Here is a 16,029-nt window from a genome sequence, read left to right on the forward strand (position 1 = left end):
GAGAGGGCCGGGGTGAGGGGCCCAGCGCGCAGAGATCTTACTTCAACGTCCCCACCAGCGCCTTTCTGCTGTCTTCCAGCGACACCACGCGTTTACACACGTCTTTGCCGAACTGCTGGAAATCATCTTCCTGGTTCTTCCACTCGTTCTGAATTGAGGTCTGCAGACCGCCCAGACTGCCCAGCACGCCCTGAAGCGGGTTACCGCCGCCCTTCAGCACCGCTTTAGCACCCATCTCGTTGATACTGTCCTGCAGAATGCCGCCCATCGCCTGGTTCACCAGTTGCTGCCCGTCAGCACGGACCTGATCAATCGCTTTGTAGTGGAACGTCAGGCCGTCGGTGCGATGCTCAATAATACGGTTCATCTGCTCTTTCAGCTGTTTATCGAGCTTTGTCAGGCGGGAGCGCATATTACTGCTCTCACCCACTTCTTTGGTAATGATCTTATCCAGCGCAACGCGGCTTTTCTCAACGCGTGTCAGAGCGCCCTGGTCAATCCACGGTAGCGCGGTACGCAAATCGGACTGGTAATCTTTCGCCTGCTCACGCTGCGCGGCAGTCAGGTTGTACACCTTGCCATTAAACGTCACGTTACCATCCGGCGTAATCACCAGATCGCCATTTTCGCCTTTGACCTGCACGGTTTGCGGGCTTAACACCACGTCATCACGCGGGGTGACGCTACATTTGTAATCCGCATGGGCGGTGAATCCGGTTGCCATCAAAGCAACAGCCAGCAACGTTTTGCGCATCTTAAACACTCCCTCAGACAAAATGGGCCAGCTAATGCTGGCCCTTGACTTCTTTATTAGTCCCACCAAACGTCGAAAAGTTCGCTGACGCGGACATCTTCCAGTTTGTGGTCCTCAAGCCATTTGCGTACCAGAGCCTGATGTTCTTCGGTGCATTTACCCACTTCCTGGGTGCAGATCAGACCTTCCCATGCCAGGTAGCCGCTACCGTCGAAGGCCAGTTTGTTAGGTTCGATCACGTCATTGATAAACGCATCTACGTCCTGATCGATCTGTTCTACACTGGTGCCTTCCGGGAAACGCCACGCAACGGAGAAACCCACTTCCTGGAATTCTTCGATGTGCATTTTTTTACGCAGACGACGGCTACGATTCTTTGCCATTATTTCACCCTCTCGAACATTAAGTCCCATACACCGTGGCCAAGACGATGGCCACGCTGTTCAAATTTCGTTACCGGACGCGAATCCGGACGCGGTACATAGTCATTGCTTTCAGACTGGTTTTTATACCCGTCCAGCGAAGACACTACTTCCAGCATATGTTCCGCATAAGGTTCCCAGTCGGTCGCCATGTGGAAGACACCGCCCAGTTTTAACTTACTTTTCAGCAGCTCCGCAAACGGAGCCTGAACGATACGGCGTTTATTATGACGTGCTTTGTGCCATGGGTCAGGGAAAAAGAGCTGAACCATGTTCAAAGAATTGTCAGGAATCATTTTGTGCAGCACTTCCACCGCGTCGTGACACATCACGCGCAGGTTCTCAACGCCCTCTTCATGAGCCGTTGCCAGGCATGCACCTACGCCAGGCGAGTGTACTTCAATGCCGAGGAAGTTCTGCTCAGGGCGGGCTTTGGCCATGGCCACCAGCGAGGTCCCCATACCAAAACCAATCTCAAGCGTCACAGGCGCTTCGCGGCCAAACAGCTCGGCAAAATCGACAGGCTGTTCTGTGAACTCAACGCCCATCACCGGCCAGTAGTTGTCCAGCGCATGTTGCTGCCCTTTAGTCAGGCGACCCTGACGGCGGACAAAGCTGCGAATACGGCGCAGCGGGCGACCGTTTTCATCAAATTCCGGTGAAATGACGTCGTTTTTCATAAAAGAGTTGTCTGCTTGTGAGAATGTTCGGGAAACGGGCATTATCCAAAGTTAAGGCTTCTATGCAAGCATGGGAAAGATCCGGTTTACAGCAGATTGACGCTGTGCTGCAATCTGCGTCCCTGATTATGCGAATCGATGACCATGCAAGCCTCTCAATTTTCAGCCCAGGTGCTGGACTGGTACGACAAATACGGGCGTAAAACCCTGCCCTGGCAAATTGAAAAAACGCCTTACAAAGTATGGCTCTCCGAGGTGATGTTGCAACAAACGCAGGTCGCCACGGTGATTCCTTATTTTGAGCGTTTTATGGCGCGTTTCCCGACGGTGACCGATCTGGCCAATGCGCCGCTGGACGAAGTGCTACACCTGTGGACGGGGCTTGGCTATTACGCCCGCGCACGCAACCTTCACAAGGCCGCACAGCAGGTCGCGACGCGCCACAACGGACAATTTCCGGAAACTTTCGACGAGGTGGCAGATTTGCCTGGCGTCGGACGATCAACCGCAGGTGCCATTCTCTCGTTGTCACTCGGCAAACATTTCCCGATCCTCGACGGTAACGTAAAACGCGTACTGGCACGCTGCTATGCCGTCGATGGCTGGCCAGGGAAGAAGGACGTTGAAAAACGGCTCTGGGAGATCAGTGAAGACGTGACCCCAGCCAAAGGCGTTGAGCGTTTTAACCAGGCGATGATGGATCTCGGCGCAATGGTCTGCACGCGCTCGAAACCGAAATGCGAACTCTGCCCGGTCAATAATCTCTGCGTGGCGTATGCCAACCATTCATGGGCGCAGTATCCGGGCAAGAAACCTAAGCAGACGCTGCCGGAGCGCACGGGCTATATGTTGTTGATGCAACACGGCGACGAAGTCTTCCTCGCCCAGCGTCCACCGAGCGGTTTGTGGGGTGGTCTGTACTGTTTCCCACAGTTTGAAGATGAAGATTTGCTGCGCGAATGGCTTAAAAAGCGCGGGATTGCTGCCGATAATCTGACGCAACTGACCGCGTTTCGCCACACCTTTAGCCATTTCCATCTGGATATTGTTCCGATGTGGCTTCCCGTGTCCTCATTCACCTCATGCATGGATGAAGGCACTGCTCTCTGGTATAACTTAGCGCAACCGCCATCAGTCGGGCTGGCGGCTCCCGTGGAGCGCCTGTTACAGCAATTACGTGCCGGTGCAATGGTTTAGCATCGGCTAAAAAAGAGGAATGAGTATGGCCAGAACGATTTTTTGTACTTTCCTGCAGCGTGACGCTGAAGGCCAGGACTTCCAGCTTTATCCGGGCGATCTGGGTAAGCGCATTTATAACGAAATCTCCAAAGAAGCCTGGGGACAGTGGCAGAAAAAACAGACCATGCTGATCAACGAGAAAAAACTCAGCATGATGAACCCGGAACACCGCAAGCTGCTGGAGCAGGAGATGGTGAGCTTCCTGTTTGAAGGCAAAGACGTACACATCGAAGGCTATACGCCGCCGGAAAAATAACAGCGCGCGGGGATGCCCCCGCCGTTAAAGCAAACACAACACGCACTCCCGGAATGATGAAAAAACTTTTAGCGCTAGCCCTTGTTGCGCCGTTGCTTGTCTCGTGTTCGTCAAAAAAAGGCGAAGATTACAACGAAGCCTGGATCAAGGACACCAACGGTTTTGACATTTTGATGGGGCAGTTTGCCCACAACATCGAGAATATATGGGGATTTAACGAAGTTCTTATTGCCGGACCTAAGGACTACGTTAAGTACACCGACGCTTATCTGACCCGTAGCCACATCAACTTTGATGAAGGTACGATCACGATAGAGACCATCGCAGGTACGGATCCGGCGGCACGGTTAAGGCAGGCAATTATCAAAACCCTGCTGATGGGTGACGATCCAGGCTCTATCGATCTCTACTCCGATGCCGACGATATTACGATCTCGAAAGAGCCGTTCCTGTACGGTCAGGTGGTCGATCAGACCGGACAGCCAATCCGTTGGGAAGGTCGCGCCACAAAATTTGCTGACTATCTGCTGCAGACCCGTCTGAAAAGCCGCTCAAACGGCCTGAAGATTATCTACAGCGTCACCATCAACCTCGTCCCGAACCACCTCGACAAGCGTGCGCATAAATACCTGGGAATGGTGCGTCAGGCCTCACGTAAATATGGTGTGGATGAGTCGCTGATCCTGGCGATCATGCAAACGGAATCTTCGTTTAACCCATACGCGGTAAGTCGTTCCGATGCTCTGGGGCTGATGCAGGTTGTGCAACACAGCGCCGGTAAAGATGTCTTCCGTGCTCAGGGTAAATCCGGTACGCCAAGCCGCGGCTATCTGTTCGATCCACAGAGCAACATTGATACCGGTACGGCTTATCTGGCGATGCTCAACAATGTGTACCTGGGCGGAATTGATAACCCGACGTCACGTCGTTATGCGGTGATTACTGCGTATAACGGTGGTGCGGGCAGCGTGCTGCGCGTGTTCTCGAATGACAAGGTTCAGGCCGCAAACATCATCAACAGCATGGCGCCGGGGGATGTCTACTCAACCCTCACCACTCGCCACCCGTCTGCGGAATCCCGCCGCTATCTGTATAAGGTGAATACGGCACAGAAAAACTACCGCCGCCGTTGATCAACACACCTTCTCCTAAACGGAGAAGGTGTTCTGTTTCCCCCACCCATACGAAAATGTTATTTGCATCACAATCCAAACTGCAAATTAATGTGGATTGCATTTTTTTGCGGGAGGTAACAAAACATATCGTTGCCAACTGATAGAATTGCATCAAATAACAACCCTGAATGTTCCCAAAACAACATATCTCCCGCTCACTTGTGAGGAAAGTAACATGAACCTTAAGCTGCAGCTTAAAATATTGTCGTTTCTGCAGTTCTGCCTGTGGGGTAGCTGGCTGACTACGCTCGGCTCCTATATGTTTGTGACGCTCAAGTTCGATGGCGCGTCAATCGGTGCCGTATACAGCTCGCTCGGTATTGCGGCTGTTTTCATGCCAACGCTGCTGGGTATCGTGGCGGATAAGTGGTTAAGTGCGAAATGGCTGTACATGCTTTGCCATCTGGTAGGCGCGGGGACGCTGTTTATGGCAGCCCAGGTAACCACGCCGGGGGCGATGTTCATGGTGATCCTGCTTAACTCGCTGGCCTACATGCCAACGCTTGGGCTGATCAACACCATCTCCTACTACCGCCTGAAATCCAATGATATGGATATCGTGACCGATTTCCCGCCAATCCGTATCTGGGGCACCATCGGCTTTATTATGGCGATGTGGGGCGTGAGCTTCGCAGGCTTCGAACTGAGCCATATGCAGCTCTATATCGGTGCAGCGCTCTCCGTGGTGCTGGCGATCTTCACCCTGACGCTGCCGCATATTCCGGTCTCAAACCAGCAGAAAAACCAGAGCTGGAGTACCATGCTCGGCCTGGACGCGTTCGCGCTGTTCAAAAACAAACGCATGGCGATCTTCTTTATCTTCTCCATGCTGCTGGGAGCTGAGCTGCAGATCACCAACATGTTTGGCAACACCTTCCTGCACAGCTTCGATAACAACCCGCTGTTCTCTGGCAGCTTTATCGTTGAACATGCGTCAGTGATGATGTCCATCTCTCAGATCTCTGAGACGCTGTTCATCCTGACCATCCCGTTCTTCCTGAGCCGCTACGGCATCAAGAACGTGATGCTTATCAGTATCGCGGCGTGGATGTTGCGCTTCGGTCTGTTCGCCTATGGCGACCCAAGCCCGTTCGGTACCGTGCTGCTGGTTCTGTCGATGATTGTTTACGGCTGTGCCTTCGACTTCTTCAACATCTCCGGTTCGGTGTTTGTGGAAAAAGAGGTGAAGCCTGAAATCCGCGCCAGTGCGCAGGGCATGTTCCTGATGATGACCAACGGCTTCGGCTGTATTCTGGGCGGTGTGGTGAGCGGTAAAGTGGTTGAGATGTATACCACTAACGGCATCACCAACTGGCAGCCAGTGTGGCTCATCTTCGCAGCATATTCGCTGGTGCTGTTCTTCGCGTTCATCGCGCTGTTCAAGTACAAGCACGTCCGCGAAGCACACGGTACACAGCCGATAGCGCATTGATTGTTGTGCCCGGTGGCGCTGCGCTTACCGGGCCTACAAAACCAGACCGTAGGCCGGGTAAGGCGAAGCCGCCACCCGGCTATTTTATTGCAGAGAGCACCCACCCCACCGACAGTAAATCCGCGCTCCCCCCCGGACTCAGATTGCGTTCAATCAATGCCTTATCCATTCTAAGCAACGCCTCGCGATCCCAGCCGTTAGCCAGTAATTCGCGCGCATATCCCTGTACATAGCGCAGCCCCTCAATGCCGCCGCGTGACACCAGATTGCTGTCCTGATTGACTGCCATCAGGCGTAACAGCAGGCCGTGAAGTGAATGTCCGTTCCATTGCGCCAGCGCTTTACGCACCGTAGCAAAGCCGCTTTCTGCCTCACCGCGCGCGCCGGTTAAACCATACTGCTGAAACTGACGCTCTCCCGCCGTCGCCTGTCCGCTGCGGGCGACCAGCTCCCGCGACACCATCCCACTGCAGATGTTACTTACCTCACAGCAGAGGCTTTCTGGGGAGACATTTTTCACACGTCCGGCGGCATAGCACAGTAAACCCAGGGCAAAAATTCCGCCTTTGTGCGTGTTCACCCCGTTCGTCGCGGCGTACATCGCCTGCTCGCAGGCCATTCCCATTGGGCGAATAATCCGTAACTGATCATCTGCGGGCCTATCTGCATGCGCGTTACCGAGTTCTGCAAAGCGCGAAAACCACGGCGTAATCGCCGCAATACTGCGGACAAACAGCGCGTGGTCCATATCGCGATGGGAACCATTATTGAGTTTGTCCACCAGCCCCGGCTTGGGCGTCAGTTCCAGCTCCTGCCACAACGCCGCTTCGGCAAGCGCAGGCACGTCAGCCCGGCGCGGTTTAGTCGCGAGCAAACCAGTCATCGATCATCTTCTCCACGCGAGAAACCACCTGTTCAACGGGATGGTTACGCGAACGGGAACAGGCGTGGGCCGGTTCATCGCAAATCAAACAGCGCCTGAGATTGGTTCCCAGCGACTGGCGCCCGACATGGCCGTGCTGAGGGCAGATCACGTCCAGATCCCACAGCCTGCCGAGCGGGTGCGTTTGCTCCAGCTCCGCACAGTGCGCTTTGATTTCCACCGCCGGATGGGCCACACACCAAAGCGCTTCGGGCCCGGTTGGCAACCACAGCACCTGGCGGTCGAGCACCTGCCAGCGGTTTTCCCACAGCAGTTGATCGCACATCTGTAATGCCACGCCCATGGTATTGCGATAGCGCAGGCTGTCTTTAATTTTTCCTGGCGTAACCAACGTGAGGGAAATCACCGGTTGTTGATAGTGCGTAAGCCAGTCAGCCTGACGCGCTGCGCGGCACTCTTTCGCCGCCAGCAGTTCGTCCAGGCTGACACCCGCCCGCACGGGTGTCGCTAAAGTCATAACTACTCCTTCACCTGTCGAACGGTGTCGATCACGCTGCCATCACGGTAGCGGATCACCCCGACGATCTTGTCGGTAAATTCAATCGGTTTGGGCACGCCCGTCAGGGAAATCGCCCGTTCGTAAAGCGCGTTGATATCCACAACCTTCAGCCCGGCGTCCAGCAGCCGCTCGCGGATCTCCGGGCGCGCCGGGTTGACCGCAATGCCGTGATCGGTAACCAGCACGTCGATGCTTTCGCCCGGCGTGAGGCGCGTGGTGACTCGCTTCACGACCGTCGGAATGCGGCTGCGCAACAGTGGCGCGACCACAATGGTCAGGTTCGCTGCGGCGGCCACGTCGCAGTGCCCGCCGGAGGCGCCGCGCATCACGCCGTCGGAACCGGTGATGACGTTGACGTTGAAATCAACGTCGATCTCCAGCGCACTGAGGATCACCACGTCGAGCTGATCGCAGCTTGCCGCCTTACTGCCCGGGTTGGCGTAAACGTTGGTGGAGATTTCCACGTGGTTCGGGTTGCGCGCCAGCGATGCTGCTGCCTGGCCGTCAAAGCACTGGGTGTCCAGCAGCTTTTCGATCAGCCCTTTTTCGTGCAGATCCACCAGGCTGCCGGTGATGCCGCCGAGCGCAAAACGTGCCTTCACGCCGCTGCGCTCCATCTTCTCTTCCATAAAGCGCGTGCAGGCGGTGGCCGCCGCGCCGGAGCCGGTCTGCATCGAGAAGCCTGGTTTGAAGTAGCCGGAGTGTTCAATCACATCTGCCGCATAACGGGCAATCATCAGCTCGCGCGGATTGCTGGTGACGCGCGCCGCGCCGACGCTAATTTTCGCCGGATCGCCCACGCTCTCGACCTGCACAATGTAGTCCACCTGGTCCTGCACCAGACTGGCGGGCATATTGGGGAACGGCACTAGCTCTTCGGTCAGCAGTACTACCTTGCTGGCAAAGTGCGCGTCCACCATGGCGTAGCCCAGCGAGCCGCAGCTCGATTTGCCGTGCGTGCCGTTGGCATTGCCGAACTCATCGCTGCATGGCACGCCAAGAAACGCCACGTCGATGTTCAGCTCGCCGTCCTGCAACAGCTTCACGCGCCCACCGTGGGAGTGAATTTGCACCGGCTCGTCCATCAGGCCGTGAGAGATGGCATCCGCCAGCTTGCCGCGCATTCCGGAAGTATAAATCCGGGTGATCACGCCGCGTTCAATATGTTCAATCAACGCATCGTTGCAGGTCATCAGTGAGCTGGAGGCCAGGGTCAGGTTTTTGAACCCCATCTTCGCCAACAGTGCCACGACGGTGTTAATCACCCTGTCACCTTCGCGAAACGCATGGTGGAAGGAGATGGTCATCCCGTCCTGCAAGCCGCTACGTAACACGGCCTCTTCAATGGAAGCACACAGTTTACGGGTATGTTTTTCTTCTGGATTGCTCAGCCACGGCGTCGCGCTGTGGGCGGTATCAAACGGTTTTAAGTCCCGCAGATGGGGAAAATTCACATGGAGCAGTTCTGTCTGATTCATTATCTCATCCTTAACGACGCACGCCGGAAGCCGCCGCGCGTTCCAGCACCACCTGCGCGTGGTTAATAATCGGTGCATCCACCATTTTGCCGTTGAGCGACACCACGCCCAGCCCGTTGCGCTCGCCCTCTTCTGCCGCTTCAATCACCCGCTTCGCGTGATCCACCTCTTCCTGCGTCGGGGCATAAGCGTTATGCAGCAGGTCGATCTGGCGCGGGTTAATCAGCGATTTGCCGTTAAAGCCCATCTTGCGGATCAGATCGACCTCGCGCAGGAACCCGGCCTCGTCGTTAACGTCTGACCACACCACGTCGAAGGCGTCGATGCCTGCCGCACGAGCGGCGTGCAGCACGGCACAGCGGGCGTAGAACAGCTCGGTGCCGTCGCCGCGCTCGGTCTGCATATCCATCACGTAGTCAAAGGCGGCCAGCGCGATACCGATCAAGCGCGGAGAGCTGCGGGCAATTGCCACGGCGTTAATCACACCAATGGCTGACTCTATGGCCGCCATCACACGGGTAGAACCGACCTCGCGCCCGCATTCTTGCTCAATGCGCTCCAGGTGGCCTTCCAGTTCGTAGATGTCATCCGGAGTATCGGTTTTCGGCAGACGGATCACGTCCACGCCAGCCCGCACGGCGGCTTCCAGATCCAGCAAGCCAAACGGCGTGCTCAGCGGGTTAATGCGCACCACGGTTTCGATATCCTGGTACATCGGGTGCTGCAACGCGTGGAACACCAGCATGCGGGCGGTGTCTTTCTCGCGCAGAGCGACGGCGTCTTCAAGGTCAAACATGATGGAGTCAGGACGGTAGATAAACGCGGTTGAGAGCATGGCGGCGTTAGCACCAGGCAGGAACAGCATGCTGCGACGGAGTTTGCTCATTTCAGCGCCCCCCAGTTGATAGCCTGTTCATCCGCAGCACGCAGGAGTGCGCTCTGCAGGCGGGCGCGGATCACACAGTCCAGCGCCCCTTTATCTTCAATAATGATTAATCCCTGTTGCACGTTCATAGCGCGCAATGTGTCGTTGACCACCTGGCGGATCTGCTCGCCAAACTGCTTAATCACTTCACTGTGGATGACAACCTCCAGCTCGCCGTGAGCGGGAGCGATTTTCACCATCAGGTCGCTGGACTCCTGTGTTCCGGCCAGCGCCTCCCTAACAATTTTCATGATAAATTCCTGGTAATTAAGCGACTTCCGCACTCGCACGGTAATGCGTTTCGAGATGCGCGAAGGTGGAGTCCGGAACAATCTCCCGGATCCGGGAAAACTGCTGTGTCTTGAGTAAGCGGCGTACTTCTGACGCCGAAATAGCGTTACCGGTGGCCTTGATGCGCGGCATCTCCACCACCTCGATATGCGTGGCCAGCAGGTCGTGCAGCGTCTGGTTGTACTGACGGGTGATATCGCAAAATGGCTCCGAGCCAATAAAGCGATGGGTAATCCCCAGCGCCGGGGCGATGAAGTCCCGGAAGATCAGCACGTCGATTTCGCTCCACGCCTGCTGCACTTTGCCGGTCTCCTTCAGGAAATAGGCCGGAAATGTGGCGCGGGAGATGATGTACTGCGAGCCTTCATGCACCACCACGTTCGGCAGATGCGCCACGCCCGCCCGCACCATCTCGATGCGTGCGCAGAAGGGGAAGAACGAGGCGTCTTCGCGCACCACGAACAGATGCAGGGCATCGCACTGCTGCGCCGCCTGCTCCACCAGATGACGATGGCCGAGGGTGAACGGATTGGCGTTCATTACGATCGCGCCAATGTTCTCCCCGCACTTGCGCTTCGCGCGCAGAGATCGGCAGTAGCGTTCGATCCCCTGCGGGGTGTTCTCCATCAGTACAGCGTTGTTGCCGCTCTGGGCAATCGGCCAGAAACCGCTGCGGGCAAAGCGCTCCCTGTTGCACGGGCGGGTGCAGAGGAAGAGGTGAAAATGGCCGCGCTCCAGCGCCACATTTTGCACCTCTGCCAGCAGGCGCGCGCTGAGGTTCTCCCCACGAAGCTGCTCGTTTACGGCCACACACTTGATGACGTTTGCGGCGAGCCCGACACAACCCACTAACTGCGTGCCGGACCAGGCTTCGACAAACAGCTCAATGTCGTTGTCCAGGCCAAGGCCGCTGTCTGCCAGCAGGTAACGGATCTGGCTTAAGCGTTCCGGGTGTTTCGCCACGAGGGTGTGGCGAAAATCAATGGGTTGCGATTGCATACTGCCGCCTTACTTAATGTGCTGCCGCAAGCGTGGTCGCTGGCGCTTCCATGATCACGTTACTCAGATGGCCGATATGTTCGATCTCCACCTCAATGCGATCTCCCTCTTTCATAAACAGCGGTGGGTTGCGCTTTTTACCGACGCCACCCGGGGAGCCGGTGATGATCACATCGCCCGGGCTCAGTCGGGTGAAAGTGCTGATGTACTCGATCAGTTCCGCGACCTTGTGGATCATGCTGCTGGTGTTGTCTTCCTGCACCATGCGGCCATTCAGCCAGGTGCGGATCGCTAACTGGTGTGGGTCAGGAATTTCATCCGCTGTGGCCATCCACGGACCGAACGCCCCGGTCTGACGCCAGTTCTTCCCGGCGGTAAACCAGGTGTGCTGCCAGTCGCGGGCGGAACCGTCCATGTAGCAGCTGTAACCGGCCACGTGGCGCAGGGCGTCGTCGCGGCTGATGTTCTCCCCGCCTTTACCAATAATCACCGCCAGCTCGCCTTCGTAGTCGAACTCGCTGGAGTGGCGCGGTTTCAGCACCGGCTCGTTGTGGCCGGTCTGGGAATCCGGGAAGCGGACAAACAGCGTTGGCGCCGGGTTGTGCTGGTCGAACTCCTTGCGTTTGTCGGCATAGTTCATGCCCACGCAGAGGATTTTTTCCGGCTGTTCAATCACCGGTAAAAAGGTGATGGCGCTCATCGGCACATCCACGGCATCGTTGAGATAACGGGTGGCCTGTGCCAGCCCGTTCCCCTGCAACAGCGCTTTAAGGTCGCTGTAGCGGTCGCCCAGACGGCGACCTAAATCAATCACACCTTCGGCCTGCACGATGCCGTAGCTGCGTTTACCCTGGTATAAAAAGCTTGCGAGTTTCATTGTTCTTTCCTGAAAACTTAAACGAGGAAGTTGCCCAGTATCAGCAGTGAGACAGAGACGTTAATCGCGCCGCCAATACGGGTGGCAATCTGGGCGAATGGCATCAGGCTCATGCGGTTGCCTGCGGTCAGGATCGCCACGTCACCGGTACCGCCCTGGCCGCTCTGGCAGCAAGAGACGATGGCGACATCAATCGGGTGCATCCCAATCTTTTTACCGACGAAGAACCCGGTTGCGACCAGCGCAGAGACGGTGCTCACAATCACCAGCAGGTTGCTGATGGTGAACGCAGCCACCAGCTCGTGCCACGGGGTGATCGCCACGCCAACGGCGAAGAGAATCGGGTAAGTCACTGAGGTCTGGAAGAATTTGTACACCACCTGAGAACCTTCCAGCAGACGCGGAGAAGCACCGTTGCACAGCTTCACCAGCACTGCCATAAACAACATGCCAACCGGCGCAGGCAGGCCAATCAGCTTGTGACCGAGCATCCCGAGCATGTAGAGCAACACCGCCAGCAGCGCGCCAGACGCAATCGTGGTGACATCCGCTTTACCGGAGAAGGCAGGTTGAGAAACGGTGGCATCCGCATTCGCGCGGTTTGGCATCAGCTGGCCTTCACCGGTCAGGTGCGGGTAGCGTTTACCGAGCTGGTTCAGGCAGCCAGAGATAATGATCGCCGTCAGACCACCGAGCATGACCATCGGCAGCACGCGGCCGAGCGCAACGCCCTGGTCCATATGCAGCAAGGTGGCATAACCAATCGAAAGAGGAATGGCCCCTTCGCCTACGCCGCCGGCCATGATTGGCAGAATAATGAAGAAGAAGATCTGGAAAGGTTCAAGACCCAGCGCCAGGCCAACGCCCATCCCGACAATCATGCCGACGATTTCACCGCACAGCATCGGGAAGAAGATGCGCAGGAAGCCCTGAATCAGCACCGTACGGTTCATGCTCATGATGCTGCCGACAATAATGCAGCAGATGTAGAGATAGAGAATGTTGGTGGATTTGTAGAACTTGGTTGTGGATTCGACCACCACGTCCGGCAGCAGGCCATAATAGACCAGCGCAGACGGGATAAAGGTGGCACAAATCGCCGCCGCACCCAGCTTGCCGACAATCGGCAGGCGTTTGCCAAACTCACCGCAGGCAAAGCCGAAGAACGCCAGCGTCGCCACCATCACCACGATATCGCTTGGCAGTTTTCCGCCCAGACAGTCAATGGCAATCAGCGCGCCCGCCAGGACAAACAGTGGCAGAGGAATAATCCCGACTTTCCAGGTATCCATAATATGCCACCAGCGCTCCTTGAGCGATGGCCGCTGAATATCAATCGGGTCGTGGGTAACAGAGAAAGAGTCGTCAGTTGTGCTCATAATAAGCCCCTTGGTTATTTTGTGCGTTCAGCTTAAAGTCACAAAGGCTTACTTTATGTGAGGAATGGCATATTAAAACCGAAGTTTTAATGGCAGCTATGGTTTTAATGGTTTCTTTTATTTAGTGTGATTTATGCCTTATTAATTGCCGTGGTTTTTATGGTTTCTTTTCTAAATTGAACAAACAAATAACATTTATGAATTTCGTTTCAGGGCGATAAACCTTTCAGATAAATCTTTTACAGGCCGTGCTGTGCAAGGGATCACAAGTTTTCGGCAAACCGGGGGCTGGCGCGAAAAAAGATGATATATTGGCGCTTCTCATTGATACCCTGCATGATAGTTATGAAAGTATCGTTTCAGATCAAGCTGTTTATTTCGCTGGTTGCCTTTTTCTCAGTGCTTTTCGCGTTACTGGGCGGATATTATTATGTCGACGTCGGTAAACAGCTTTATCAGGAAATGAGTGCGCGAGCCAAAATACAGGCTGAAGAAATTGCGATTATTCCTACATTACGTGATGAAGTTGAACAAAAAGATATCAAAAGCATTCACGACTTTATGCAGAAAATAGCTTCACACAGTGACGCCAGCTTTATTGTGATTGGAGATAATAAGGGACAGCACCTTTTTCATTCCGTTTTTGCTGACAGAGTTGGTACTACGCTGGTTGGCGGAGACAACGAAGCCGTTTTGCAGGGAAAAAGTACCACCACCATCCGTAAAGGAGGGTTGGGCATTTCGTTACGCAGTAAAGCCCCCATTTTCAACGATGCCGGGCAGGTGGTGGGCATTGTTTCGGTAGGCTATCTCACCAGCTACCTTGATACCGTTACCGTCAGTAAAGTCGTCAATATCCTGATTGCCGCCGTGCTGTTGTTGATGGCCCTCTTCATCTTCTCCTGGTTCTTTACCCGCAGCATTAAGAAGCAGATTTTCTCCCTCGAACCGCGAGAGATCGGCCTGCTGGTGCGCCAGCAAAAGGCGATGATGGAGTCTATTTATGAAGGGGTGATTGCCATTGACGATCGGCGGCGCATTGAAGTGATCAACCAGGCAGCGCGCAAACTGCTGGGTCTGAGTCAGCCGGCCCGCGAACTGCGCGGACAGCTGATAAACCAGGTGATCGATCCGGTCCCGTTCTTCGACACCCAGACGATGCTGGCGAAAGATACCCACGACGAGATTTGCCGTTTTAACGATCTCACGGTGATTGCCAGCCGGGTGCACATCATGCTTGAGGGGTCGCTGCAGGGTTGGGTGATCACGTTCCGCGATCGCAATGAAATAGACTCGCTGAGCGCCCAGCTCAGCCAGGTAAAACGCTATGTAGATAACCTGCGCATTATGCGCCACGAGCAGTTAAACCGGATGACGACCTTGTCCGGCCTGCTGCATATGGGACGCTATGAAGAGGCGATTGGCTACATTCAGGCGCAGTCTGAACACGCCCAGGAGTTGCTGGACTTTATCTCCTCTCGCTTCAGCTCTCCAACTCTGTGCGGTCTGCTGCTGGGGAAAGCCGCCCGCGCGCGGGAGAAAGGTGTTGAACTGAGTTTCGACCCGGCCTGTCGACTGGACAGACCGTTCCTGCCCCTTGGGGAACAAGAGCTGATTTCAATTATTGGTAACCTGCTGGATAACGCCATTGAAGCGACGCAGCGGTCGCCACTGCCCCACGCGCCGGTGGAGGTACTGATTAAGCTCAGCGAACAGGAGCTGATTATTGAAGTGGCGGACCAGGGCGTGGGCATTCAACCGGAGATCCGTGACAGGATATTTGAACGCGGTATCACCACCAAAACGCGCGGCGATCATGGGATTGGCCTGTATCTGATCGAAAGCTATGTTACGCAGGCTGGCGGCGCGATAGAAGTTGCCGATAATACCCCGCGCGGCGCCATTTTCTCCTTGTTTATCCCGGCCACGGGAACCGCCCGGCAACTGGAAAACACCGACTATGCAACATGAACTTATCGACGTACTGATTGTGGAAGACGAGAACGAGCTGGCGCAGCTGCACGCAGAGCTGATAGGCAAGCATCCGCGTCTGAGGCTGGTGGGCATTGCCTCGTCGTTGGCTGCAGCCCAGGCGGAGCTTGAAAGCAAACAGCCGCAGCTCATGCTGCTGGATAACTACCTGCCTGATGGCAAAGGTATCTCGCTTATCAATAACCCCATGCTCGCCCGTGCCAACTGCTCGGTGATTTTCATTACCGCCGCCAGCGATATGGACACCTGCAGCCAGGCTATTCGTAATGGCGCTTTCGACTACATCCTCAAACCCGTCTCCTGGAAGCGGCTCAGCCAGTCGCTGGAGCGGTTTGTCCAATTCGCCGAGCAACAGCGCGTCTGGAAGATTGTCGACCAGCAAAACGTCGATTCGCTGTATCAGCTACAGGCGAAAAACTACCGCCAGGACAACGGCAGCAAAGGCATTGAGGAAAATACGCTGGCGCGGGTACAGGCGCTGTTTAACGAGCAGGCCACACACTGTTTTTCAGTCGATGAGGTGGTACAGGAAACCGGGTTAAGTAAAACTACTACCCGGCGCTATCTGGAGCACTGTGTGGAAGCGGGGTTTCTGACGGTGGAGATGCTGTACGGCAAGATTGGGCATCCGAGGAGGATGTACAGGCGTAGTGCCGTTTGATGAAATGTTCCCTCTCCCACAGGGAGA

At 55.5% G+C, this 16,029-nt stretch carries 17 protein-coding genes; 6 read left to right on the top strand and 11 right to left on the bottom strand.

The genetic code is table 11. The annotated features are described in order from the left end of the window. Positions 1-37 precede the first annotated feature (37 nt). Genes ACJ9Y9_RS19505 through trmB form a run of 3 tightly spaced genes read right to left on the bottom strand, consistent with a single transcriptional unit; the run spans position 38 to position 1,856 of the window. A complete protein-coding gene (locus ACJ9Y9_RS19505; protein WP_028018389.1) occupies positions 38-754 on the bottom strand; it encodes a DUF2884 domain-containing protein in 717 nt (238 codons plus the stop codon). Between the two features lie 56 nt (positions 755-810). Further along, the gene (locus ACJ9Y9_RS19510) at positions 811-1,137 is read right to left on the bottom strand and encodes a YggL family protein (protein WP_014885198.1); all 327 of its coding nucleotides are present in this window, start codon (positions 1,135-1,137) and stop codon (positions 811-813) included. Next, complete coding sequence (trmB, locus tag ACJ9Y9_RS19515; RefSeq protein WP_028018390.1) at positions 1,137-1,856, bottom strand: tRNA (guanosine(46)-N7)-methyltransferase TrmB; 720 nt, start codon at positions 1,854-1,856, stop codon at positions 1,137-1,139. Before trmB ends, ACJ9Y9_RS19510 begins: the two co-directional genes overlap by 1 nt. Before the next feature lie 144 nt (positions 1,857-2,000). On the opposite strand from trmB, the gene mutY reads away from it, so the two are divergent. From mutY to ACJ9Y9_RS19535, 4 genes are all read left to right on the top strand, one after another. Beyond that, positions 2,001-3,053 (top strand): A/G-specific adenine glycosylase, encoded by a 1,053-nt coding sequence (gene mutY / locus ACJ9Y9_RS19520; RefSeq protein ID WP_176691075.1) that lies wholly within the window; start codon positions 2,001-2,003, stop codon positions 3,051-3,053. A gap of 25 nt (positions 3,054-3,078) precedes the next feature. Further along, the gene (locus ACJ9Y9_RS19525; protein WP_023309138.1) at positions 3,079-3,351 is read left to right on the top strand and encodes an oxidative damage protection protein; all 273 of its coding nucleotides are present in this window, start codon (positions 3,079-3,081) and stop codon (positions 3,349-3,351) included. A 56-nt stretch (positions 3,352-3,407) separates the two neighbouring features. After that, positions 3,408-4,484: a membrane-bound lytic murein transglycosylase MltC gene (gene mltC, locus ACJ9Y9_RS19530; RefSeq protein WP_028018392.1), complete on the top strand. Its 1,077-nt coding sequence runs from the start codon at positions 3,408-3,410 to the stop codon at positions 4,482-4,484. A gap of 217 nt (positions 4,485-4,701) precedes the next feature. Continuing rightward, complete coding sequence (locus tag ACJ9Y9_RS19535) at positions 4,702-5,958, top strand: nucleoside permease (RefSeq protein WP_028018393.1); 1,257 nt, start codon at positions 4,702-4,704, stop codon at positions 5,956-5,958. A 79-nt stretch (positions 5,959-6,037) separates the two neighbouring features. On the opposite strand, the gene citG is transcribed toward ACJ9Y9_RS19535, so the two are convergent. From citG to ACJ9Y9_RS19575, 8 genes are read right to left on the bottom strand one after another with little or no spacing between them, the layout of a single operon-like run. Beyond that, entirely contained in the window at positions 6,038-6,841 is an 804-nt protein-coding gene (citG, locus tag ACJ9Y9_RS19540) for a triphosphoribosyl-dephospho-CoA synthase CitG (RefSeq protein ID WP_028018394.1), read from the bottom strand. Beyond that, complete coding sequence (gene citX / locus ACJ9Y9_RS19545) at positions 6,819-7,358, bottom strand: citrate lyase holo-[acyl-carrier protein] synthase (RefSeq protein ID WP_028018395.1); 540 nt, start codon at positions 7,356-7,358, stop codon at positions 6,819-6,821. Before citX ends, citG begins: the two co-directional genes overlap by 23 nt. A gap of 2 nt (positions 7,359-7,360) precedes the next feature. Beyond that, entirely contained in the window at positions 7,361-8,878 is a 1,518-nt protein-coding gene (gene citF / locus ACJ9Y9_RS19550) for a citrate lyase subunit alpha (RefSeq protein WP_028018396.1), read from the bottom strand. A gap of 10 nt (positions 8,879-8,888) precedes the next feature. After that, positions 8,889-9,764, bottom strand: coding sequence for a citrate (pro-3S)-lyase subunit beta (gene citE / locus ACJ9Y9_RS19555; RefSeq protein WP_023306921.1), 876 nt, complete (start codon positions 9,762-9,764; stop codon positions 8,889-8,891). Next, entirely contained in the window at positions 9,761-10,054 is a 294-nt protein-coding gene (citD, locus tag ACJ9Y9_RS19560) for a citrate lyase acyl carrier protein (protein WP_028018397.1), read from the bottom strand. Before citD ends, citE begins: the two co-directional genes overlap by 4 nt. Positions 10,055-10,070: 16 nt before the next feature. Then, a complete protein-coding gene (gene citC / locus ACJ9Y9_RS19565; protein WP_028018398.1) occupies positions 10,071-11,093 on the bottom strand; it encodes a [citrate (pro-3S)-lyase] ligase in 1,023 nt (340 codons plus the stop codon). Between the two features lie 13 nt (positions 11,094-11,106). Further along, the gene (locus ACJ9Y9_RS19570) at positions 11,107-11,970 is read right to left on the bottom strand and encodes a fumarylacetoacetate hydrolase family protein (protein WP_014071717.1); all 864 of its coding nucleotides are present in this window, start codon (positions 11,968-11,970) and stop codon (positions 11,107-11,109) included. A 17-nt stretch (positions 11,971-11,987) separates the two neighbouring features. Beyond that, positions 11,988-13,349: a 2-hydroxycarboxylate transporter family protein gene (locus ACJ9Y9_RS19575; RefSeq protein ID WP_028018399.1), complete on the bottom strand. Its 1,362-nt coding sequence runs from the start codon at positions 13,347-13,349 to the stop codon at positions 11,988-11,990. Between the two features lie 345 nt (positions 13,350-13,694). On the opposite strand from ACJ9Y9_RS19575, the gene ACJ9Y9_RS19580 reads away from it, so the two are divergent. Both ACJ9Y9_RS19580 and ACJ9Y9_RS19585 read left to right on the top strand, forming a co-directional pair. Next, positions 13,695-15,320 (top strand): sensor histidine kinase, encoded by a 1,626-nt coding sequence (locus ACJ9Y9_RS19580; RefSeq protein WP_028018400.1) that lies wholly within the window; start codon positions 13,695-13,697, stop codon positions 15,318-15,320. Further along, positions 15,310-16,002: a response regulator gene (locus ACJ9Y9_RS19585; RefSeq protein WP_028018401.1), complete on the top strand. Its 693-nt coding sequence runs from the start codon at positions 15,310-15,312 to the stop codon at positions 16,000-16,002. Before ACJ9Y9_RS19580 ends, ACJ9Y9_RS19585 begins: the two co-directional genes overlap by 11 nt. Positions 16,003-16,029 lie beyond the last annotated feature (27 nt).

It is taken from the genome of Enterobacter sp. CPE_E1241, from assembly GCF_045618265.1.
Taxonomy (GTDB): Bacteria; Pseudomonadota; Gammaproteobacteria; order Enterobacterales; family Enterobacteriaceae; genus Enterobacter; species Enterobacter adelaidei.